Source organism: Nocardioides sp. ChNu-99, from assembly GCF_029493445.1.
Taxonomy (GTDB): Bacteria; Actinomycetota; Actinomycetes; order Propionibacteriales; family Nocardioidaceae; genus Nocardioides.
On the sequence record NZ_JAHWBL010000002.1, the window covers coordinates 60,030 to 81,248 of the forward strand.

General features: G+C 74.9%; 16 protein-coding genes. 4 read left to right on the forward strand and 12 right to left on the reverse strand.

Annotated elements, in window-relative coordinates; genetic code table 11:
* Nucleotides 1-33: 33 nt before the first annotated feature.
* From KK617_RS01285 to KK617_RS01315, 7 genes are all read right to left on the reverse strand, one after another.
* On the reverse strand, nucleotides 34-1,455 hold the full coding sequence (locus KK617_RS01285; protein ID WP_277497583.1) for a hypothetical protein: 1,422 nt from the start codon (nucleotides 1,453-1,455) through the stop codon (nucleotides 34-36).
* A gap of 78 nt (nucleotides 1,456-1,533) precedes the next feature.
* A complete protein-coding gene (locus KK617_RS01290; RefSeq protein ID WP_277497584.1) occupies nucleotides 1,534-1,950 on the reverse strand; it encodes a hypothetical protein in 417 nt (138 codons plus the stop codon).
* Nucleotides 1,947-3,065, reverse strand: a complete 1,119-nt coding sequence (locus KK617_RS01295; RefSeq protein ID WP_277497585.1) for a Glu/Leu/Phe/Val dehydrogenase dimerization domain-containing protein — start codon at nucleotides 3,063-3,065, stop codon at nucleotides 1,947-1,949. The genes KK617_RS01290 and KK617_RS01295 overlap by 4 nt, the downstream gene beginning before the upstream one ends.
* Nucleotides 3,066-3,142: 77 nt before the next feature.
* Nucleotides 3,143-4,255 (reverse strand): FAD-dependent monooxygenase, encoded by a 1,113-nt coding sequence (locus KK617_RS01300; protein ID WP_277497586.1) that lies wholly within the window; start codon nucleotides 4,253-4,255, stop codon nucleotides 3,143-3,145.
* A 62-nt stretch (nucleotides 4,256-4,317) separates the two neighbouring features.
* Nucleotides 4,318-5,256 (reverse strand): alpha/beta hydrolase, encoded by a 939-nt coding sequence (locus KK617_RS01305; RefSeq protein ID WP_277497587.1) that lies wholly within the window; start codon nucleotides 5,254-5,256, stop codon nucleotides 4,318-4,320.
* Between the two features lie 34 nt (nucleotides 5,257-5,290).
* Nucleotides 5,291-6,721, reverse strand: coding sequence for an APC family permease (locus KK617_RS01310; protein WP_277497588.1), 1,431 nt, complete (start codon nucleotides 6,719-6,721; stop codon nucleotides 5,291-5,293).
* A gap of 101 nt (nucleotides 6,722-6,822) precedes the next feature.
* The gene (locus KK617_RS01315) at nucleotides 6,823-7,710 is read right to left on the reverse strand and encodes a dihydrodipicolinate synthase family protein (protein ID WP_277497589.1); all 888 of its coding nucleotides are present in this window, start codon (nucleotides 7,708-7,710) and stop codon (nucleotides 6,823-6,825) included.
* Nucleotides 7,711-7,923: 213 nt separating this feature from the next.
* Here KK617_RS01315 and KK617_RS01320 point away from each other — a divergent pair, with 213 nt between their 5' ends.
* The gene (locus KK617_RS01320; protein WP_277497590.1) at nucleotides 7,924-8,661 is read left to right on the forward strand and encodes a GntR family transcriptional regulator; all 738 of its coding nucleotides are present in this window, start codon (nucleotides 7,924-7,926) and stop codon (nucleotides 8,659-8,661) included.
* Nucleotides 8,662-8,664: 3 nt separating this feature from the next.
* Here the strand turns inward: KK617_RS01320 and KK617_RS01325 are convergent, their stop codons facing one another.
* Nucleotides 8,665-9,357, reverse strand: a complete 693-nt coding sequence (locus KK617_RS01325; protein WP_277497591.1) for a YoaK family protein — start codon at nucleotides 9,355-9,357, stop codon at nucleotides 8,665-8,667.
* Between the two features lie 5 nt (nucleotides 9,358-9,362).
* Nucleotides 9,363-11,201, reverse strand: a complete 1,839-nt coding sequence (locus KK617_RS01330; protein ID WP_346812576.1) for a gamma-glutamyltransferase — start codon at nucleotides 11,199-11,201, stop codon at nucleotides 9,363-9,365.
* Between the two features lie 132 nt (nucleotides 11,202-11,333).
* Between KK617_RS01330 and KK617_RS01335 the strand changes: the two genes are divergently transcribed.
* Nucleotides 11,334-14,327: a fibronectin type III domain-containing protein gene (locus KK617_RS01335; RefSeq protein WP_277497592.1), complete on the forward strand. Its 2,994-nt coding sequence runs from the start codon at nucleotides 11,334-11,336 to the stop codon at nucleotides 14,325-14,327.
* 17 nt (nucleotides 14,328-14,344) lie between these two features.
* Here the strand turns inward: KK617_RS01335 and KK617_RS01340 are convergent, their stop codons facing one another.
* Both KK617_RS01340 and KK617_RS01345 read right to left on the reverse strand, forming a co-directional pair.
* On the reverse strand, nucleotides 14,345-15,139 hold the full coding sequence (locus tag KK617_RS01340) for an HAD-IIA family hydrolase (RefSeq protein ID WP_277497594.1): 795 nt from the start codon (nucleotides 15,137-15,139) through the stop codon (nucleotides 14,345-14,347).
* 26 nt (nucleotides 15,140-15,165) lie between these two features.
* Complete coding sequence (locus tag KK617_RS01345) at nucleotides 15,166-15,912, reverse strand: MerR family transcriptional regulator (RefSeq protein ID WP_277497595.1); 747 nt, start codon at nucleotides 15,910-15,912, stop codon at nucleotides 15,166-15,168.
* 146 nt (nucleotides 15,913-16,058) lie between these two features.
* Here KK617_RS01345 and KK617_RS01350 point away from each other — a divergent pair, with 146 nt between their 5' ends.
* Both KK617_RS01350 and KK617_RS01355 read left to right on the forward strand, forming a co-directional pair.
* Nucleotides 16,059-17,213: an acyl-CoA dehydrogenase family protein gene (locus tag KK617_RS01350; protein WP_277497596.1), complete on the forward strand. Its 1,155-nt coding sequence runs from the start codon at nucleotides 16,059-16,061 to the stop codon at nucleotides 17,211-17,213.
* Nucleotides 17,214-17,260: 47 nt separating this feature from the next.
* Entirely contained in the window at nucleotides 17,261-19,843 is a 2,583-nt protein-coding gene (locus KK617_RS01355) for a bifunctional FO biosynthesis protein CofGH (RefSeq protein WP_277497597.1), read from the forward strand.
* A gap of 20 nt (nucleotides 19,844-19,863) precedes the next feature.
* On the opposite strand, the gene KK617_RS01360 is transcribed toward KK617_RS01355, so the two are convergent.
* On the reverse strand, nucleotides 19,864-21,171 hold the full coding sequence (locus tag KK617_RS01360) for a cytochrome P450 (RefSeq protein WP_277497598.1): 1,308 nt from the start codon (nucleotides 21,169-21,171) through the stop codon (nucleotides 19,864-19,866).
* Between the last annotated feature and the right edge of the window lie 48 nt (nucleotides 21,172-21,219).

Here is a 21,219-nt window from a genome sequence, read left to right on the forward strand (position 1 = left end):
AGGTACGCCGGAGCCGACGGAACCGCCGCCGCGTCACCACCGCGGCGACAGGAACAGCACGACCGACAGCGCCGCAAACGCCCAGTCGACCGTCGACACACCCTCCTCGTCGACGAACGCGCCGTCGGTCACCACGGTGCCGACCATGACGACGGCCAGCAGCAGGAGGAGCAGCGCGCCGACCACACTGAGCCACGCGCCCGCGACCCGCACGGGCCGGGCGAAGAACGGCTCGTAGCCCGCGTCGTCCCGCACCCCCTCACTCCAGGTGCGCCAGAACCCCGCGGCGGTGACGACCTCGGCGTCCGGGTCCGGGGCGACGGTGCGGTCGAGGATCGCCAGGCCCTCCGGCGGCAGGCCGAGGAGCTCGACGAGCTCGACCAGCGGGTCGCCCCGGCGCTCGTCGGCGCGCATCAGCGCCCGCAGCGCGACCATGTCGAGGTCGTGCGCCCCCTCCCCTGCGACCTGGTGGGCCAGGAACGCCGCGACGTCGTCGGCCGTCCCGGTGTCCCGCGGGCCGACCTCGCGCCAGCCCGTCCCCCAGCTGGAGCGCGCGAACGCGCGGTCCCCGTGCGCCACGTCGACCCCGCACGAGCCGTCGGCGTCGCGCCACAGGGCGAGCACCGGCGTACGACGCGGGCCCGCCGCCGCGACGACGCCCGCCAGCGCGGTGAAGAGCTCGTCGACCTCGGTGGTCGTCGTCGGCTCCAGCGCCTGCCACCCCTCCCCCAGCGGCGTGATGCGCACCGGGCCGGTGATGTTCGCCGCGATCCGTGCCCCCATGCGCGCGCCCTGCTCGTCGCCACGGCGGAGCACGACGACCCGCTCGATGGGCGCCGACTCGAGGGCGGGCAGCTCGAGCAGCTCCTCGAGCGCCTCGACGAGCTCGTCCACCCAGCCGTGGCTGCGGCCGAACGCGGCCGCCACCGCCCCGGTGGGGTCGGTGCGCGGGTCGGGCGCCGGCGGCTGCGGGTGGCGGCGCGCCCGCCGCGCCTCCCAGCGCGCGATCCGCTTCTCCTCCCGCGGCGTCAGCGGCACCGGCGTCGGCCGCACCGGCGGCTTGGCCCGCACGCCGAACAGCGCCGTCAGTGCCTCGGCGACGGCGCGGAGGTCGCCCGCGGTGCGCTCGCCGTCGGTGCGGTACGTCGCGCGCCCCGCCGGCCCGGCGACCACGGCGACGAGGCTCGCCTCGAAGTCCTCGCCCTGGTCGCCGCCGTCGCCGCGGCGCCGCCGTGACCGACGGCCCGCGGAGCCCGCCTCGTCGGGGTCGCGCTCCTCGGACACGTCCCAGAACCCGACGACGTCGGTGCGGGCGGCGAAGAGGTCCAGCGCGCCGTGGTCGCACCAGGCCAGCGTCCACCCCCCGGCACCCGTCGGGGCCACGGACCCCTCGACGCGGGCGCGGTCGAGCGTCTCCGCGACCTCCGCCTGACCTGCCCGGACCAGCAGCAGCACCGCCGCACCTCCCTCAGCTCACGAGCGGCACATCCTTCCAGCCGGCCGCCGGCGACGAGCGGGAACCGCGGCCCCCGCTCAGGAGCCGGCGGGGTCCTTGAGCACGACGGTCACGCACCGCACGAACGTGTCGCCCACGTTCTCCAGGTCGTGCACCGTGCACTGGTCGCCGGCGTAGGTCAGGAAGTTGGTGTGGCCGACCTCGACGTCGACGACGCGGCTCGTGCCGTCGTCGTAGCGCTGCAGCACGCGTCCGGGGTCCGTCACGGTCCAGAAGTAGTCCTGGTCGTGGCAGTGGAAGGGCAGCCGCTCGCCGGGCTGCAGCGACAGGTCCCAGACCTGGACGCGGTCGTTCTCGAACCACACCCGGGTGCCGATCGCGCGGTTCTCGCGCACGTCGCGCAGCTCGTCGGCGTAGTCGGCCGGGTCGAAGGTCGGGCCGACGTCGGCGCCCTCGGTCTGGCCGGGCGCGGGCTTCTTGGTGGTCTCGCTCATCGGTCGCTGCTCCTCCGGTGGTGGTGGTCGTCGTGGTCGTCGTGGTCCGCGGGGCGGGTGCGGGCGTCCGTGACGATGGCACGCGCCTGCGCGTGCGCGGCCGCGAGCGGGGTCGTGCCGGCGGCCCGGGCGTCGTCGAGGATGCTCGTGACCCGCGCCCCGATGCCGGCGAGCGCCCCGTGCAGCCGGTCGTCGTCCCAGCCCGCGGTGAGGGAGTGGATGTGGACCACGCCGCCCGCGTTGGCCACGAAGTCGGGCACGTAGAGGATCCCGGCGGCCTCGAGCTCGTCGGCGCACCCGTCGTCCTCGAGGGTGTCGTTCGCGCCGCCGGCGACGATGCGGCAGCCCAGGTGCGGGATCGCCGCGCGGGTGACGACCCGGGCCGCGGCGCAGGGCGCGAGGACGTCGGTCGGCTCGCTCAGCGCCCGGTCGACCGGGATGGCCCGGCCGTCGACCTCGCGGGCGACACGCGCCGCACGATCGGCGTCGATGTCGGTGACGGTCACCCGGGCACCGGCCTCGGCGAGGAGGCGCGCGAGGGCGGCCCCGACGTTGCCCACGCCCTGCACGACGACGTCCACCCCGGTGACCCCGTCCGAGCCGAGCCGGTGCTCGGCCGCGGCGCAGACGGCGTGGAAGACGCCCAGCGCCGTCCACGGCGAGGGGTCGTCGCTCGCGCAGGTCGACGGCGCACCCACCGACGCCATCAGCGCCAGGTCGGCGGTGGTGGTGCCCATGTCGACCCCCGGCAGGTAGGCGCCGCCCAGGCGGGCCACCAGCTCGCCGAACCGCACGAGCCGCTCGGTACGCCGGCTCCGGTCACCGTCGTCGATGATCACCGACTTGGCCCCGCCGTACGGCAGGCCGGCCAGGGCGTTCTTCCACGTCATGGCCCGGGCGAGGCGCTGCGCCTCGAACGCTCCGTCCCAGAAGGACGGGTAGGCCCGCATCCGCACACCACCGAGCCCCGGCCCCAGCGCGGTGCTGTCGACGGCGATCACGGCGCGCAGGCCGGTGGCCGGGTCGGCACAGGTGATGAGCTGCTCGGACCCGAACGGGTCCGGCAGGTGCTCGCCGGTGGCGGGCAACGGGGTCGCGGTGGCGGTCGGGGGCATGACGGATGTCCTCTCGCGGACGGGTGGGGGCGGGGTGGTGGGGTGGTGGCTCGGGGGGGGCGGTCGGGTGGCGTGGGTCAGGCGGGCGCGGCGGCGCGGAGCGCGGCGTTGCGCTCCTCGATGGCCTCACGCGTGGTGGGGAACAGCAGGGCCGCACCCTGGTCGGCGATCGCCTGCGCGCGCTCGACGATCGGGCGCATGCGCTGGTCGTACGCGCGCAGTGCGGCGGGCACGCCGGGTGCCTCCTCGAGCGCCTCGGCCAGGGCGCGGGCGCCGACCATCGCGAGCGTCGTACCCATGCCGGAGAAGAACGAGGCGCAGTAGCCCGCGTCGCCGACGAGCGCGGTGCGCTCGCCGGTCCACGACGGCATGCGGATCTGGCTGACGGAGTCGAAGTAGAAGTCCTCGGCGCCGACGACCTCGGCCACGGCCTCGGGCGCGACCCAGCCCTCCATCCCGGCGAACGCGCGGCGCACGATCTCCCGCTGGGCCGCGACGTCGCGGAAGTCGTGCTCGAGCCACTCCGAACGGAAGCCCAGCAGCGCCGACGTCGAGGTGCCGTCGCTGCGGAGCATCACCATGCGTCCCGGGGTGTTGAGCACCTCGGAGCCGGTCGCGACGCCCACCGAGCGGCAGCGCTTGGCGATGGAGACGTAGAGGCCGAGGTGGTGCACGAACTGCCGCTCGGGACCGAAGACGAGCTCGCGCACCGCCGAGTGCATGCCGTCGGCGCCGACCACGAGGTCGACGACGAGGACGCTGCCGTCGTCGAGCGTCACCGCGCGCCCTCCGTCGGGCGCGGTGGTGATCGCGGTGATCCACGTGTCGAAGCGGAAGTCCACGTCGTCGGGCACCGCCGCCCGCAGCAGGTCGGCGAGGACGTCGCGGGAGATCTCGACGTCCTCGGTGTTGTCGTAGACGTCCGCGGCGGGCCGGAGCTCGGCCTGCGTGGCGCCCGACTCGTCGACGAAGCGGTAGACGTCGTCGTGCGGCACGCGCAGGCGCCGCACGTCCTCCCAGATGCCCATCGCGCGGGCGACCTCGACCGCCTCCTCGCGCACGTCGATCGAGACGCCGCCGCTGCGCAGGCCGTCGGAGCGCTCGACGACCGTGACGTGGTGGCCGTGGCGGGCGAGCCAGTGAGCCGTGGTGAGGCCGGCGATGCTGGCGCCGGAGATGAGGACGTCCATGGTCTTCCTTGCGGGGTGGGTGCGGTCGTGGGTCGGGGCGGCCCCGTCGGGGGCGGCGGCGCTCAGGGCGCTCCCCCGCGGTCCCACCGGGAGGTGAGGAAATCGAGCACCCGGGCGACGAGCGGCTCGGCGGAGAACTCGGGGGCCCCGTGGTCGGCGCCGGGCACGACCACCAGCTCGGCGGGCACGCCGTGCGCGTGCAGCGCGTCGATCAGCCGGCGCGACTGGCCGAGCCCGACGCGGCGGTCGGCGTCGCCGTGCGCCACCAGGAACGGCGGCACGTCGTGGCCCGCCTCGCGCCGCCGGGCCAGGTGCGCCTCCAGCGCCGTCGGCGCGGGCGACGTCTGGTCGAAGAAGCGGGCCATGACCGCCTCGAGCGCGTCGACCTCGTCGGGCGTCGTGTGCTCGGCGTCCGCCCGCAGCGCAGCGGGGTCGGTGACGGGGTGTTGCGCCACCACGGCAGCGACGCGCGGCCAGGGGGACGGGTCCGGGCGCGACAGGCCACCGACCGGGCGCCCCACCGGGTCGGCGCCGGTGATCCCGACGAGCGCGGCCAGGTAGCCGCCGGCCGAGGACCCCCACAACGCCACGCGCCCGGGGTCGAGGCCGAACCGGTCCGCGTTGTCGGCCACCCAGGCGACGGCGGCGCGCACGTCCTCGACGGCGGCGGGGAAGGGTGCCTCGCCCGCCAGGCGGTAGGACACCGACGCCACCGCGACCCCCCGGGCCGGCAGGGTCACCCAGGGCCCCATCGCCGGCACGCCGGCGAGGAAGGAGCCGCCGTGGACGTGGACGACCACGGGCCAGGGCCGACCCTCCTCCCCCGGTACGGCGGGCAGGTGCAGGTCGAGCTGCAGCGGGCGCCAGCCCTGCACGACCGCGTAGCGCAGGTGCAGGTGGCTGCGCGCACCGGGCAGCACCTCGACCGGGGGCGGCGCCACGAGGTGGGGGTCGACCAGTGCGTCGAGGTCGAGGTGGGGCATCAGGTCGTCGGGGTGCACGGGGGCCTCCTGGGGGTGGACGGGACGCGCCGTCTCAGGATGCATCGATCTCGAGCTCCCCGACCCGCCGCGCGCGCAGCGTGTAGGCCACCGCGCCGTACAGCCCGGCGGCCAGCGGCAGCAGCGGCATGAGGGCGATGACGCGTGACGAGCTGCCCGTCACCTCCTGGTAGTTGGCCAGGATGATGGCGACGATGGCGACCATGCCCGCGCCGGCGACCAGCGGGGCGCCCAGCGTCACCCACCGGCTCTCGGGCAGCAGGCCCCGGCGTCCGGCGACGACGATGCTGAGGCAGCAGCCGATCATCAGCGACGTCAGCGAGATGCTCGTGATGCCCGAGACCGCCGGGAAGAGGTTGAGGATCGGGTCCGCCCCCGAGACCGCGAAGGGCACCAGCATCAGCACGGACAGGCCGATCTGCAGGGCGCTGCTGCGGTGCGGCGTGCCGAAGCGCGGGTGGGTCGCCGCGAGGGCCCGCGGGAGCAGGCCCGTGCGGCCGAGCGAGAAGTGGTAGCGCGCGGCCATGTTGTGGAACGCGACGCCGGCGGCGAGGAAGCTGATCGTCACCATCGCCGAGAGCAGGCCCCCGGACCACGACCCGAGGTAGGCGTCGGCAGCGCGGAAGACCAGGGAGCCCGGATCGGCCGCGGCGGCCGCCTGCACGTCGTCGTAGGCGGCGACGATCGACCAGGTCGAGAAGACGAAGACGGCGACGAGGAGCGCGATCGAGGTGTAGGTGGCGACCCGGATCGAGCGGCGGGCCGCCTTCGCCTCCTCGCCGTAGATGGCCGTGGCCTCGAACCCGACGAAGGAGAGGATGCAGAAGACGAGCGTCATCGCGATGTTGCCGTCCAGCATCTGCCCGGGCGTGAACACCCCCAGGTCCCACGAGCCGGGGCGCTCGAGGAGCACGGCGACGCCGAGCACCACGATGACGGCGAACTGCAGCAGCGAGACACCGGTGGTGAGCCGCTGCGCGACGTCGACGCCCCGCCGGCCCAGGTACGCCGTGAGCGCCAGCGCGACCGCGCCGTAGAGGTACCAGGGCAGGTCGACGTCGAGGTAGGACACGGCGGTCACGTCGGCGAAGTAGCCGGTGGCGGCGATCATGCCGCCGGCCGCCATGTTGTAGGCGACCGTCGCGACGAACGCGGCTCCGGCGCCGACGGCCCGACCGAGCCCGAAGCCGATGAACGCGTAGTACGCCCCCGCGTTGGTGACGTGGCGGCTGAGCGCGACGTACGCCGTCGCGAACACGGTCAGCAGGACCGCCACGACGACGAGCAGGCCGACGGTGCCGGCGCCGACGCCGAAGGCGAGGCTGAGGGAGATGTTCGACGCCATCGCCGTCAGGGGGGCGGCCGCGGCCACGACCATGAAGGTCAGTCCGAAGGCGCCGATCGTGTTGCGCTTGAGGCTCGCCGGAGCGGTGCCCACGGGTTCCGGCTGCAGTGCTGAGCTCACGGTGCCACCTTCTGGAATGGATGCGACTCTCTCGGATTGGATGCAGTTTGCGAGAGATCGGCGCCCCTGGCAAGAGGGTTCGCGGAATCGACCCCTGCCCGTCACCCGGGGACGGGTGGCCGTACGACGGCGTCCGGCAGGCCCAGGAGCGCGGAGAGGCCGTCGAGGCCGTCCTCCTCCGGGCGCCACGGGGGCGTCGGCGCCCGCACGGACGCCGAGGCGATCCGGTCCTCCCGGCGCCAGTGCTCCTTCCGGATCGCCACCGAGGCGCCGGGCTGGGTCTCGACGTGGCAGCGGGTCGCGACCGAGCCGACGAGCCGCAGGCTCTCCTCGACATCGCCGCGCTGCCACGCGTCCACGGCGGCGACCAGCACGCGCGTCGGCGTCGCGCCGAGCGCAACCGCCCGCGCCCCGGCGTGCAGGTCGGCGACGAGGCCCGTGCCGCCCATCCCCGACATCGCCACGACGTCGGTGTGCCGCACGAGGGCGGCGACGGCGACGAACGTGGGCGGGGACTCGCACTTCACGGCCGCGACGAAGTCGAGGCCCTCCACCGCCCGCAGCAGCTCGTCCAGCCCGATCGTCACGCCCGTGGCCCGGGGCAGGTCCTGCACGACGAGCGGCAGTCCCGACGCATCGTGGACGGCCCGCAGGTGCCGCCGCGTGCTTCGCGCGTCGGGCGCGGGCACGGGGACCAGCAGGGCGTCCGCCGACCGGCGCAGGTCGGCGGAGCGCCGGACCTCGGCGACGGCGTCGTCGGTCCGCGTGCCCGCCAGTCCCACGACCAGGCCGGCGCCCCGCGCGCGGGCCACGGCGCCCAGGTCCCGGACGACCGCGTCGCGCTCGGCCGCGGTGAGGGTGGCGGGCTCCGCGATCGCGCCGAGGGCCACGAGCCCGGTGCAGCCGTCGTCGAGGAGGCCGCCCGCCAGTCGCACGAGGGAGCTCCGGTCCACGACCGCGGCGTCCGCCGAGAACGGGGTGGGCACCATGGCCCAGCAGCCGAGCGGTCGGGACGGGGCGGCAGCGGGCGCGCCCGACGGATCGTGAGCGGGGGGAAGCACGGGCACGGGGTCTCCTCGGGAGGTCGTCGACACGACGGATCGATTGGATGCAAAACTGGGGCCGGGTCCGGCGCGGCGGGCCCACCGCGACGGGGAGGTGCCCCGTCCGCGACCGGGCGACCCGCCCAGGAGGTGCCAGCGGTGGTGGCCGAGACGCAGAACGGACGCGAGACGGACGGCGCGCTCGGCGAGTGGCTCGCCGACGAGCTGCTGCGCCGGATCCTCTCCGGCGAGGTGCCCGTCGGCAGCTGGATCCGCCACGCGGCCGTCGCCGAGGAGTTCGGCGTCAGCCGGACTCCCGTCCGCGAGGCGCTCCGCGTCCTGCACGCCCAGGGCGTCGTGACCATCACGCCGAACCGGGGTGCCCGGGTCAACGGGCACAGCGGGCGCGACATCCGCGAGCTCGGCGCGGTGCGGGGCGAGCTGGAGGGCCTGGCCGCCGAGCTCGCCGCGGGCCTCATCGACGACGACCAGCTGCGGCGGCTCAACTCCGCGTGGGACCGCTACGACCGGGCGGTCGATGCCCACCAGGCCGCCGACCCCGAGGCCGACCCGGCCGGCGTCACCGAGGCGGCCCGCCTGTGGGCGGAGGCCAACGAGGACTTCCACGGCGTCATCCTCGAGGCGGCCGCGAGCCACCAGCTGAGCCTCACCATCGCCGAGATCAGCCGGCGCCTGCCCCGCAACTCCGCCTTCGCGGCGTACGCCGGCAACTCGCGGCTGCTGCGGCAGAACTCCGCCGAGCACCGCCAGATCGCCGAGGCGATCAACGCCGGCGACGCGGCGCGCGCCCGGCGCGCCATGACCCGTCACGTCCGCTCCTCCGCCGAGGCGCTCGCCCGGTGGGTGGAGAACCAGGGCCAGAGCCGGGACCGCTGAGCGTCACTCCCGTCGCGCGCGGGCACGGTGCTGCAGGCCCCCGGCGAGGGCGACGCCGTACGTCAGCAGTGCCGACAAGCCGATGCCGACCCCGGGGTGCCACCGCAGCGTGAGCGCCCCGACGAGGGCACCGAGCCCGATCGCGACGACGGCCAGCGCCCGGCGGGCCCAGGGCTGCCCTCCGCCGGCCCCCAGCCGGGAGTCGGCGGCCAGCCCCGTGATGGTCGAGGTGACGACCACGGTGGTGACGTCCTTGACGGCGACGTGGCGGGCCACGGCGGCCTGCAGCCCCATCGCCCACGCGATGACGCCCGCGAGGACCAGGCCCTCCTCGTGCCCGTACGACGTGGGCCGGGCGGCCGTGTAGCCGGCCGTGGCCGCGAAGGTGGTGCCCACGACCGCGAGGAGCACCGCCGTACGGGTCTGCCACCCGGCGGGCACCGCCCGCTGCGCGCGGCCACCGGTCGCGGCGCCCGCCATGAACGCCCCGAGCGCGACGAGCGGACCGGCCACCGGGAGGCCCTGCTCCCCGGCCAGGCCCATGCCGAGGATCACGACGTTGCCCGTCATGTTGCCGGTGAAGACCTTGTCCAGCGCCAGGTAGCCGATCGCGTCGGCGACGCCCGTGGAGAACGTCAGCACCAGCATGAGGGCCACCGCGGTCGAGGGCGCGACCCCGGCCCGCGCACTGCTCACCCCGCTCACCGGCCCGCCGCGTAGCCCTGGGCGCCCCGCGCGTTCGCGGCCGCGCCGAGGCGGCCGGTCGCGGGGTCCCGGACGACCGCGGAGAGGCGCCCGAGGCTCCAGCCGTCGGCGACCGTGACGTCGTGCCCGCGGCGCTCGAGCTCGGCGACGACCTCGGGGCCGACGCGGTCCTCGACGACCAGCCCCGCGGCACTCAGCTCCCGCGGCCAGAACGAGCTCACGAGCGCCGTCGTGTGGAAGGCCGGGGCGTCGACGGCCTGCTGGGGCGTGTAGCCCCCGACCAGGGTGCGCAGCAGGTACAGCAGCTGCCACTGGTCCTGCTGGTCGCCGCCCGGCGTGCCCAGCGCCGCGGTGGTGAGGCCCCCGCGGCTCAGCATGGTCGGGCTCAACGTGGTGCGCGGCCGGCGGCCGGGACGCAGGGCCGAGGGGCTGTCCGGGTCGAGCCAGGTCATCTGCAGGCGCGTGCCGAGGCAGAAGCCCAGCTCCGGGACGGCGGGCGACGACTGCAGCCACCCGCCCGACGGCGTCAGCGAGGCCAGGTTGCCGTGCCGGTCGACGACGTCGACGTGGCAGGTGTCCCCCCGCGTGCTGCCGTCCCGCGCCACCGTCGGCTCCCCCGTTCCGGCCCCGGCCGCCGCCCCGCCCTCCAGCACGAGCGGCACCCGCCACGGCGTCAGCCCCGGCAGGTCGCCCGGCCGGTGCTCGCACGAGGCCGTCGCGCCGATCTGCGCGGCCCGGGCGGCGGCGTACTCGCGGGACAGCAGCGCCCGTCGCGGGTCCGAGCTGCCGCCGGCCCCCTCGGGGTGCACCGGGCCGGCGTCGCCGTAGTAGGTGTCGCGGTCGGCCATCGCCAGCTTGAGGGCCTCGGCCACCGTGTGGATGCCGAGCGCCGTCGACGGGTCGAGGTGGTCGTCCGGGAAGTGGTCGAGGATGGCGAGCGCCTGCAGCAGCACCGGGCCCTGCGTCCAGAAGCCCGCCTTGTGGACCCGGGTGCCGCGGAAGTCGAGGACGAGCGGCTCCTCCGTGGCGACCCGGGCGTCGGCGAGGTCCTCGGCGGTGAGGAGCCCCCGGTGGTCGCGGCCCGAGGAGTGGCGGTGGGGGCGCTGGACGGCCGCCGCCACTGCCGCGGCCACGAAGCCGGTGCGCCACTCGCCCGCCACCGCGTCGATGCGCTCCTCCCGGGTCGCCGCGTCCGGCGCGGCCCGGAGCAGCCGCCGCAGGGTGGCGGCGTACGCCGGGTTGGTCACCACCTGCCCCACCGCGGGCGCACGGCCCTCCCGCAGCCAGATCGCCGCGGAGGTCGGCCAGTGCTCGATGAAGTGGTCGGCCATCGCCGCCACGACACCGCACAGCTGGGGTCCCGCCGCATGGCCGGTCTCCAGCTGGTCGACGGCGTAGGCCAGGACGTCGGCGACGTCCCAGGTGCCGTGGTCGCGCAGCACGTGGAGCAGCGCGAGCACCGCGCCCGGGACGGCCGCCGCGAGGGCGCCGCTGCCGGGCACCTCCTCGAGCCCCTCCGCCCGCATCCGCTCGATCGTGGCGCCCGCGGGCGCCGGGCCCTGACCGTCGACCACCGTCGGCGCCCGGCCCGCGGGCGCGACCAGCGCCACCATGTCGCCGCCCGGGCCGTTGAGGTGCGGCTCGACCGCGTGCAGCACGAACGCGGCCGCCACGGCTGCGTCGAACGCGTTGCCACCCCGTTCGAGCACCGACTGCGCCGCAGCGGTCGCGGACCAGTGCGTGGAGGCGCTCATGCCGTAGGCCCCCTCCAGCGTGGGCCGCGTCAGGTGGGCAGGAGGCGACGTGAAGGCCGAGGCCGGCAGCGGGGAGGACACAGCCGACAGTATGCAAATACCGGTGATTGGATGCAATACGGCCACGGCGCACACCACGCCTCGACCCGGCCTCCCTGTGAATCTCGCCCCATCCTCCCCACGAGCACCATTCGCCACATACATTGCGGCCTTGTGCCAGTCAACGACCACGAGCCCGTGTCGCCGGGCGGACCGGAGCGCACCCGCCCCGCGGGCCGCGTCCGCCGTACCGCGACCCGGCGCGCCGCCGCCCTCCTGGCGGGCCTGGCGCTCGTCGTCGTCACCCTGACCCTCGTCACGGGCGGCAACCCGCTGGACCCCGAGCCCGAGGGCGGGGCCGAGCAGTCCGCGGCCGCGGGCGGCACGCGCGTGGCCATCTACATGCCGTTCGACGACGGCGGCCGCACGGGCCTCATCCGCCCCGCCGACCACACCCCGCGCCTGCTCGGCGGCTTCTCCTGGGACCTCCACAAGGGTCCGGGCGCCGCGGTGAAGCCGCAGATGAAGTCGTTCGACGGGCCCGTGAGCCTCAAGGTCGCGCGCGTCGACTCCAACAACAACGGCGCCGGGCAGATGGTCACCCTCGACGTGCGGGTCGGCGGCACGGCGGTCGGCCAGATCCGCTACGGGCACCTCGCGAACGTGCAGGTCAGCACGAGCACGCCGGCGTTCCCGCCCGGCACCACCATCGGCTTCCTGCCGAGCGGCAAGCGCGACGACTCCCGCTGCGGCGACGGCACCGCCGACGGCTGGGCGTACTCGTCGTCGTGGCGCGTGTGCACCGAGAGCGGCATCCACACCCACACCGACTTCCAGAAGGGCTGCTGGGCGGCGTTCGACACCTACGCCGTGCTCCCCGCCGACACCCCGATCGCCATGATGTCGACGGCCCTGCCGACCGCGAGCAACGCCCGCTGCGACGCCGCCGAGCTCGCGCACGTCGCCACCGACCCGGTCGCCGAGGGCGACTTCGTGGGCTACGGCGGCCACGTCTACCGCATCGCCGGCGGTGCCCCGATCCACGTCTCCAACTGGGCGGCCTTCGGTGGCACCCAGCCCAGCGAGACCTACGACGCGGCCCAGTGGGGCACGCTGCGCCGCTACCCCGTCGACGAGACCTGGATCCGCGGCCTGCCCTCGGGCCGCGTGTTCCGCATCGCCGGCGGCGCCCCCGTGCACGTTCCCGACATCGCCCCCGACGGGCCGGTCGTCGACGTCGACGACCGCGCCATCGACCGCATCGGCACCGACCACGTCTACGACCACCTGCGGCCCGCGCCGGTCGACGGCACCTTCCTCGTCGCGGCCCGCAGCGGCCGCACGTACGTCGTCGCCGGCGGCGCCCCGCTCTTCGTCTCCTCGCTCGCCCCGTGGGGCGGCACCCGCGCCGTGACCCGGGTCTTCGTCGGCGAGGAGGCCCTCGACAACGCCGGCGGCACGGGCGGGTTCGCCTTCCTGCGCCGCACCCCCGTCGACGGCACCTTCCTCATCGGCCGCTCCACCGGCGGCGTCTTCCGCGTCGCGGGCGGCTCGCCGCAGTGGGTCGACTCGTGGGCCCCGTACGGCGGGGTCCAGCCCACCACCGCCGTCGACGACGCCGCGATCGACCGGGCCGGCACGGGCGGCGAGTGGGACCGCATGGCGGCGTACCCCGCCGACGGCACCGTCCTGCGCACCGTCACCGACGGCCGCCTCTACCGCGTCGCGGGCGGCGCCCCGCTGCACCTGCCCACCACCGCCGCGCTCGAGGACCCCGCCCAGGCGCCCGTCGACGTCGCCGCCACCGTCGTCGACGACGCGGCGCGCGCCGACCGCAACCACGCCCACCTGCGCGCCACCCCCGCCGACGGCACCTTCGTCGTCGTGCCCACCGGCGGCGTCTCCGTCTTCGCCGGGGGCGCGGCGTTCCCGGTCGAGAGCTGGACCCCGTACGGCGGCCCGCAGCGCGCCGTGCGCATCGACCGCGCCGCGCTCACCCACCGCGGCGTCGCCGCCCAGCCGTGGGGCGGCCACGTCGCCGCCGTCCCGGCCGACGGCACCTTCGTGCGCGTGCTCGACGGCACCGTCACCGGCCGCGTCGCCCGCGCCGCCGGCGGCGGGCTCATCCCGCTCTCGTCGTGCGACCTCGTCGGCTGCGCTCCGCTCACGGGCGTCACCGGGATGGCCTACGACAGCTACACCGCGACGTACGCCCGCCCGGCCGACGGCGCCGTGCTCCGCTTCCTGCCGTCGGGCCAGACCGTCGAGCTCGACGGCGACGCCTGCCTGCCCGCCCGCCCCGGCTCCTCCGTCGTGGAGGTCAACGACCGCGACTACCGCTGCGTCTCGACAGTGCCGGACGCACCGAGCGGCGTCACCGCCCTGCGCGGCGACCGCTCGGCCACCGTCACGTGGACCGCGCCTGCCGACGACGGCGGCGAGCCGCTGACGGGCTACGTCGTCGTCGCCACCCCCGCCGACGGCGGCGCCGAGGTGCGCGCCTCGGCGCCGGCCGACGCCACCAGCGTCGAGGTCCCCGGCCTGACGAACGGCACCACCTGGACCTTCCGCGTCGCCGCCACCAACCGCATCGGCGACAGCGAGCCGTCGGAGGTCTCCGCCGGGGTCGTGCCCGCCGGTCCGCCGGCGCAGGTCGCCACGCCGTACTCCCGTGCCACCGGCGACGACGTCGTCGTCGCGTGGCTGCCGCCCGACGCGAACGGCGAGCCCGTGACCGGGTACGTCGTGCACCGCGACGGCCGCGCCTGGGCCGTGCCGGCGGGCACCGACCGCATCACCTTCCGCGACCTGCCGCGCGGCACCTACGCCTTCACCGTCACCGCGACCAACGCGGTCGGGGCCTCCGTGCCCAGCGAGGTGCGCACCCAGGCCGTCACCGTCGCGCCCCCCAGCTCCGTCGGGACACCCGCGGTCGCGCTGAAGGGCCGCGACGTCACCGTCTCGTGGGCGCTGCCGGCCGCCAACGGCGGCGCGATCACGGGGTACGTCGTGCAGCGCGGCGACAAGTTCTGGTCCGTGCCGCCCACCCAGCGCCACCTGACCTACCGCGGCCTGGCGCCGGGGACCTACGAGTTCTGGGTCTACTCGACGAACATCGCCGGCAACAGCCCCGCCAGCCCGGTGCGCCGCGTGATCGTCGTGCCGTAGCCGGGCGTCGGGCCGGGCTAGAGCGTGCCCTCCTCCACCATGCGCACGAGGTCGGCGATGGACTCCTCGACGCGGGTGGGGCGGTAGGGGAAGTCCTCGACCTGTGCGCGCGTGGTCGAGCCGGTCATGACGAGCACGGTGCGCAGGCCCGCCTCGAGGCCCGCGACGATGTCGGTGTCCATGCGGTCGCCGATCATCACCGTCGTCTCCGAGTGCGCCTCGAGCCGGTTGAGCGCGCTGCGCATCATCAGCGAGTTCGGCTTGCCCACGTAGTAGGGCCGCCGGCCCGTCGCCGCCGTGATGAGCGCGGCCACGGCACCGGTCGCGGGCAGCTTGCCCTGCTGGCTGGGCCCGCTCGGGTCGGGGTTGGTCGCGATGAAGCGCGAGCCGCCCTCGATGAGCCGGATGGCCCGCGTGATCGCCTCGAAGGAGTAGGTCCGCGTCTCCCCCAGCACGACGTAGTCGGGGTCGCGGTCGGTCTGCACGTAGCCCACGTCGTGCAGCGCCGTGGTCAGCCCCGCCTCCCCCACGACGTACGCCGTGCCCCCCGGCCGCTGGTCGAGCAGGAACTGCGCCGTCGCGAGCGCGGAGGTCCAGATGCGGTGCTCGGGGATGTCGATGCCGCTGCCGAGCAGCCGGGCGCGCAGGTCGCGCGGGGTGAAGATCGAGTTGTTGGTCAGCACGAGGAACTCGCGCCCCGACGCCTGCAGGGCGGCGATGAAGTCCGACGCCCCGGGGATGGGCTCCTCCTCGTGGACGAGCACCCCGTCCATGTCGGTCAGCCAGGTGTGGATCGGAGCGCGGTCGGTCATGACGCCATCATCGCGCGCCCCGGCGCTCAGCGACGCCGCAACGACCGCTCGATGACCTGGTTGGCGGCCCGCTGGAAGCCGACGACGACGCCCTCGAGGGTGATGCGGCGCAGCGCGGAGACGGTGCGCTCCATCCGCGCGGCCTCCTCGGGCGTGTGCTGCTCGGCGCGGAAGGGCCGCACGACCTGGGTGCGCAGGATCTCGGTGAGCTCGTCGGCCAGCGACTCCATGTGCCGCTCGATGGTCTCGGTGGCCTCGATGACGCTGGTGATGGGGATGTCGAGCGACAGCATCTCGAGCCCCAGCGCGAAGCCGGCCAGCACGACGTACCGGTCCGTGCCCGGCTCGACCTCGACCGCCCGCACCTGCACGAGCACCTCGACCTCCTCGTCCTCCAGGCGGCGGCCCGCGCGCTTCTCGAGCTGGCGGCGGGTGAGGCGCTCGGGGGGCTCGGTGGTCCAGGAGGTGAGCATCGCGCGCTGCAGGGCGAGCTCCTCCGTCGTGGCCTCGCTCGAGACCGACGCGAGGTAGCGCTCGATGGCCTGCAGCGTGAAGCCGTGGTCCTGCAGCGCCCGCACCATCTCGAGCCGGGCGAGGTGGACGTCGCCGTAGTAGGCGACCCGCCCGCGCCGCTCCGGCGGGGGGATGAGGCCGAGGCTCGCGTAGTAGCGCGTCGTGCGCACCGTCGTGCCCGCCCGCGCCGACAGCTCGTCGATCGTCAGGGTGGCGCCGTCGGGGTCGTGGTGCTCGGGGCGCTCGGGGATGGCGGTCACGACTGTGACAGTAGGGCTGTCATCGAGGTCGGGGCAATCCGCCGCGCGGGCCGGCTCCCCGCCCCGCTTGCTCCCTGACAGTTTCGCTGTCACAGTAAGGGTGTCATGTTCTGACGCCCTCGTCACCGCGCCCAAGGAGCCCCTCCATGCCCCTCGCCTCCGCCGCCGACATCCTCGAGACCGAGCACGAGGACTTCCGCGGGACGGTCCGCGCCTTCCTCGAGAAGGAGGTCGTGCCGCACCACGAGAAGTGGGAGGCCGCCGGCATCGTCGACCGCGAGGTCTGGCGCAAGGCGGGCGCGACCGGCCTGCTCTCCTTCGACGTGCCGGAGGAGTTCGGCGGCCTCGGGCTCGACGACTTCCGCTACAACATGGTCGTCGCCGAGGAGATCAGCCGCGTCGGCGCGAGCGGGCTGGGCTTCCCGCTGCACAACGACATCATCGTCCCCTACCTGCTCGCCCTCGGCACGCAGGAGCAGAAGGAGCGCTGGCTGCCCGGTTGCGTCTCCGGCGACATCGTCACCGCGATCGCGATGACCGAGCCCGGCGCCGGCTCGGACCTCCAGGGCATCCGCACGAGCGCGGTCGACAAGGGCGACCACTACGTGCTCAACGGCTCGAAGACCTTCATCTCCAACGGGATCATGGCCGACCTCGTCGTCGTGGTCGCGCGCACCGACCCCGACGCGGGCGCGCAGGGCATCAGCCTGCTCGTCGTCGAGAGCGGCGCCGAGGGCTTCTCCCGCGGCCGCAACCTCGACAAGGTCGGCATGAAGGCGCAGGACACGGCCGAGCTGTTCTTCGACAACGTCGTGGTCCCGAAGGAGAACCTGCTCGGCGAGGAGGGCTCCGGCTTCATCTCGCTGATGGTGAACCTGCCGCGCGAGCGCGTCTCCATCGCCGCCATCGCCGTCGCCGCGTGCGAGCACATCCTGGCGATCTGCCTCGACTACGTGAAGGAGCGCGAGGCGTTCGGCCGCCCCATCAGCAAGTTCCAGAACACGCGCTTCACCCTCGCCGAGATGGCGACCGAGGTGCACATCGCCCGCGTCTTCCTCAACGACACGGTGCTCAAGCTCAACCGCGGCGAGGTCGACACCCAGCTCGCGTCGATGGCCAAGTGGTGGACCACCGAGCTGCAGACCAAGCTCGCCGACATCGGCGTCCAGCTGCACGGCGGCTACGGCTACATGATGGAGTACCCCATCGCCAAGGCCTTCGTGGACAGCCGCATCCAGACGATCTACGGCGGCACGACCGAGATCCAGAAGGAGATCATCGGCCGCATGCTCGGCCTGTGATCCTGCGCACCATGAGCATGGTTCGCGGCGAGGTCTAGGCTGCGACGGTGACCTCTCCCGACGCGCCCAGCCCCCAGCAGGTACGCCGCGCGCTGGTCCGCGCGGAGCGCGGGGCGAGCCTGGACGCGGCGGAGGCGACGGCGCTCCTGGCGGCGACCGGCGAGGAGCTGGACCGGCTCTGCGCCGTCGCCGCCCGGGTGCGCGACGCCGGGCTGGTCGAGGCCGGCCGGCCCGGCGTCGTCACCTACTCCCCCAAGGTCTTCATCCCCGTCACCCGGCTGTGCCGCGACCGCTGCCACTACTGCACCTTCGTGGAGACGCCGAAGCAGGCGGCGCGGGAGGGGCGCGCGCCGTACCTCTCCCCCGACGAGATCCTCGCCATCGCCCGGGAGGGCGCCGAGCTGGGCTGCCTCGAGGCGCTCTTCACCCTCGGTGACCGCCCCGAGGACCGCTGGCCCGAGGCGCAGGAGTGGCTCGACGAGCAGGGCTACGACTCCACGCTCGCCTACGTGCGCGCCATGGCGGTGCACGTGCTGGAGGAGACGGGGCTGCTGCCCCACCTCAACCCCGGCGTCATGAGCTGGGAGGAGATGAACCGGCTCAAGCCCGTCGCCCCCTCGATGGGGATGATGCTGGAGACCACCTCCCGCCGGCTGTTCGAGACGCGCGGCGAGGCCCACCACGGCTCCCCCGACAAGGACCCGGCCGTGCGGCTGCGGACCCTCGAGGACGCCGGCCGCCTCGCCATCCCCTTCACCACCGGCCTGCTCGTCGGCATCGGCGAGACCCTCGCCGAGCGCGCCGACACGATCTTCGCGCTGCGGCAGGTCTCCCGCGCCTACGGGCACGTGCAGGAGGTGATCGTGCAGAACTTCCGCGCGAAGCCCGACACCGCCATGCGCCACACCGACGACCTCGGGCTCGACGAGTACCGCGCGGCCATCGCCGTCACCCGCGTGCTCCTCGGCCCGAAGGCCCGCGTGCAGGCGCCGCCCAACCTCGTCGACCTCGCCGAGTGCCGGGCCCTGCTGGGCGCCGGCGTGGACGACTGGGGCGGGGTCTCGCCCCTCACGCCCGACCACGTCAACCCGGAGCGCCCCTGGCCCTCCCTCGAGCGGCTGCGCGACGTCACCGCGGCCTGCGGGCTCACCCTCGAGCCGCGCCTGACGGTCCACCCCGAGTACGTCGTGGGCGCGCTGGCCCGCGAGGAGCCGTGGATCGACCCCCGCGTCGCCGGGCACGTCGCGGCCCTGGCCGACGCCGGCGGCGACGACCCCGCGCGGGCGGGGCTCGCCGTACCGGGGGTGCGGCCGGTCGGCCGCCCCTGGCAGGAGCCGGACCCCTCGCTCGAGGAGTCGGGCTTCGGGCGGGTGGACCTCCACACCGAGGTCGACTCCACGGGGCGCACCGAGGACCGGCGCAGCGACTTCGACACCGTGTACGGCGACTGGGCCGCCGTCCGGCGCGCCGCCGACGGCGCCGCGGTGCCCGCCGCCGCGCCCGTCGCCCCGGCGGTCAACCTGGCCGCCGGCCGCGAGGCGCTCGCCGCCGCCGTGCGCGACCCCGGTGGCCTCTCGGACGCGCACGCGCTGACCCTCGTCACCGCCGAGGGCGCGCTGCTCGACGAGGTCTGCGCGCTCGCCGACGACCTGCGGCGCACCACCGTCGGCGACGACGTCACCTACGTGGTGAACCGGAACATCAACTTCACCAACGTCTGCTACGTCGGTTGCCGCTTCTGCGCCTTCGCCCAGCGCCGCACCGACGCCGACGCCTACTCGCTGTCGCTCGACCAGGTCGCCGACCGCGCCCAGGAGGCGTGGGAGCTCGGCGCCACCGAGGTCTGCATGCAGGGCGGCATCGACCCGCAGCTGCCGGGCACGGCGTACTTCGACATCGCGGCCGCGGTGAAGGCGCGGGTGCCGCAGATGCACGTGCACGCCTTCAGCCCGATGGAGGTGCTCAACGGCTCGACCCGCACCGGGCTGTCCTTCGAGGACTTCCTCATCAAGGCCCGCGAGTCCGGCCTCGACTCCATCCCCGGCACCGCGGCGGAGATCCTCGACGACGAGGTCCGCTGGATCCTCACCAAGGGCAAGCTGCCGACAGCGACGTGGGTCGAGATCATCTCCACCGCGCACCGCGTGGGCATCCCGACGACGAGCACGATGATGTACGGCCACGTCGACAACCCGCGCCACTGGATCGGCCACCTGCGGGTGCTGTCGGGCATCCAGGACGCGGCGCGCGAGCACGGGTACGGCGGGTTCACCGAGTTCGTGCCCCTGCCGTTCGTGCACTCCTCCGCGCCGATCTACCTCGCCGGCGTCGCCCGCCCCGGCCCGAGCCTGCGCGACAACCTCGCCGTGCACGCGGTGGCCCGCATCCTGCTGCACGGGCGCGTCGACAACATCCAGACGAGCTGGGTGAAGCTGGGCGTCGAGGGCACCCGGCGGATGCTGCAGGCCGGTGCCAACGACCTCGGCGGCACGCTCATGGAGGAGACGATCTCCCGCATGGCCGGCTCGGAGCACGGCTCGGCCAAGACCGTCGCCGAGCTCGTCGACATCGGCGCGGGCATCGACCGACCGGTCGTGCAGCGCGGCACGACGTACCAGCCCAGGAACTAGCCCAGGAACTAGCCCAGGAGCTAGCCCAGGGGGCGCACCAGCAGGCGCTCGACGCCGAACACGATCGAGGCGTCGAACGTCTCGAGCCCGTCGGTGCCCTCCACGAGCGCCATGCGCGGGAAGCGCTCGGCGAGCGCCGGGTAGGCCTTGCGCAGCTCCATGCGGGCGAGCTCGGCGCCCACGCAGCGGTGGATGCCGTGCCCGAAGGCGAGGTGCGACTTGGCCGGGCGGCCCGGGTCGAAGCCCATCGGGCAGGCACCGAAGGCGGGGTCGCGGTCGGCGGCGGGCAGGTGCACCATCACGACGTCGCCCTTGCGGACCTGCTGGCCGGCCACGACGACGTCGGTCGTCGCGAACCGCGGGAAGGCGACCTGCACGACCGAGAGGTAGCGCAGCAGCTCCTCCACGACCGCGTCGACGTCGGCGGTCGCGTCGACCAACGACTGCCAGGTGCCGCCGTTCTCGACCAGCACCGCCGTGCCGAGCGCCAGCATGCCGGCGCTCGTCTCCATGCCGCCGGTGAAGGCGCCGTCGGCGAGGCCGCCGAGGTCGTAGTCGCTGATGTCGTCGCCGAAGTCGCGGATGATCTGGCCGATGAGGCCCGGGCCCGGGTCGGTCCGCTGGCGCGCCGTCTCGGCGAGGAGGAACTCCCGGGAGCCGGAGATGGCGCCGAACGCGCCGTACCCCCCGCCGGAGATGTCGAAGCGCGCCGAGCCCAGCTCGCGGAAGGTCTCGCGGCGCTCGTCGGGCAGGCCCAGCAGTTCGCAGATCACGAGGAAGGGCACCGGGAAGCTGAAGAGCGGCACGAGGTCGACGACGCCGTCCTCGGCGGCGCGGGCCGCCTCCTCGATCTCGTCGAGCTGGCGGGCCACGATCTTGTCGACCAGCGGCTCGAGGCGCTGCAGCCGCCGGCGGGTGAACTCGGGCGTGAGGAACTTGCGCAGCCGCGTGTGGTCGGGCGGGTCGGTGAACCCGAGGCCGCCGATGTCGCCGTCCGCGGCGCCGGCCTTGCCGACGTACGGGCGGATGTCGGTCGAGTACGACGACCGGTCGGTCAGCACCTCGTGCGCCGCGTCGAAGCCGGTCACCAGCCACACGTTCATGCCGAGGAAGGTCGTCAGCCGCTGCACCGGCGCCTCGGCCCGCATCTCGTCCAGCCGCGCGGGCGGCTCGATGCCGTCGCGCGTCAGCGGCCAGCCCAGCGAGGCCGGCACCTTGTCGATGCGTGAGAGGTCCATGCGCCCCGCCGCCTGGCGCAGCACCACGCCCCGAAGTCCCCCGAGGACGCGCGAGCGCACGGCGCCCAGCGTCCCGATCAAAGTCGTCACCGGGTCAGTCTGACGGAAACGGGGCCGCCACCGCACGACGACGGCGTG

Excerpts from the sequence above, each read along its gene's own strand:
- KK617_RS01315 (WP_277497589.1), bottom strand. The coding sequence starts at position 7,710 with ATGGTGCCCACCCCGTTCTCGGCGGACGCCGCGGTCGTGGACCGGAGC.
- KK617_RS01290 (WP_277497584.1), bottom strand. The coding sequence starts at position 1,950 with ATGAGCGAGACCACCAAGAAGCCCGCGCCCGGCCAGACCGAGGGCGCC.
- KK617_RS01295 (WP_277497585.1), bottom strand. The coding sequence starts at position 3,065 with ATGCCCCCGACCGCCACCGCGACCCCGTTGCCCGCCACCGGCGAGCAC.
- KK617_RS01300 (WP_277497586.1), bottom strand. The coding sequence starts at position 4,255 with ATGGACGTCCTCATCTCCGGCGCCAGCATCGCCGGCCTCACCACGGCT.
- KK617_RS01340 (WP_277497594.1), bottom strand. The coding sequence starts at position 15,139 with ATGACCGACCGCGCTCCGATCCACACCTGGCTGACCGACATGGACGGG.
- KK617_RS01350 (WP_277497596.1), top strand. The coding sequence starts at position 16,059 with ATGCCCCTCGCCTCCGCCGCCGACATCCTCGAGACCGAGCACGAGGAC.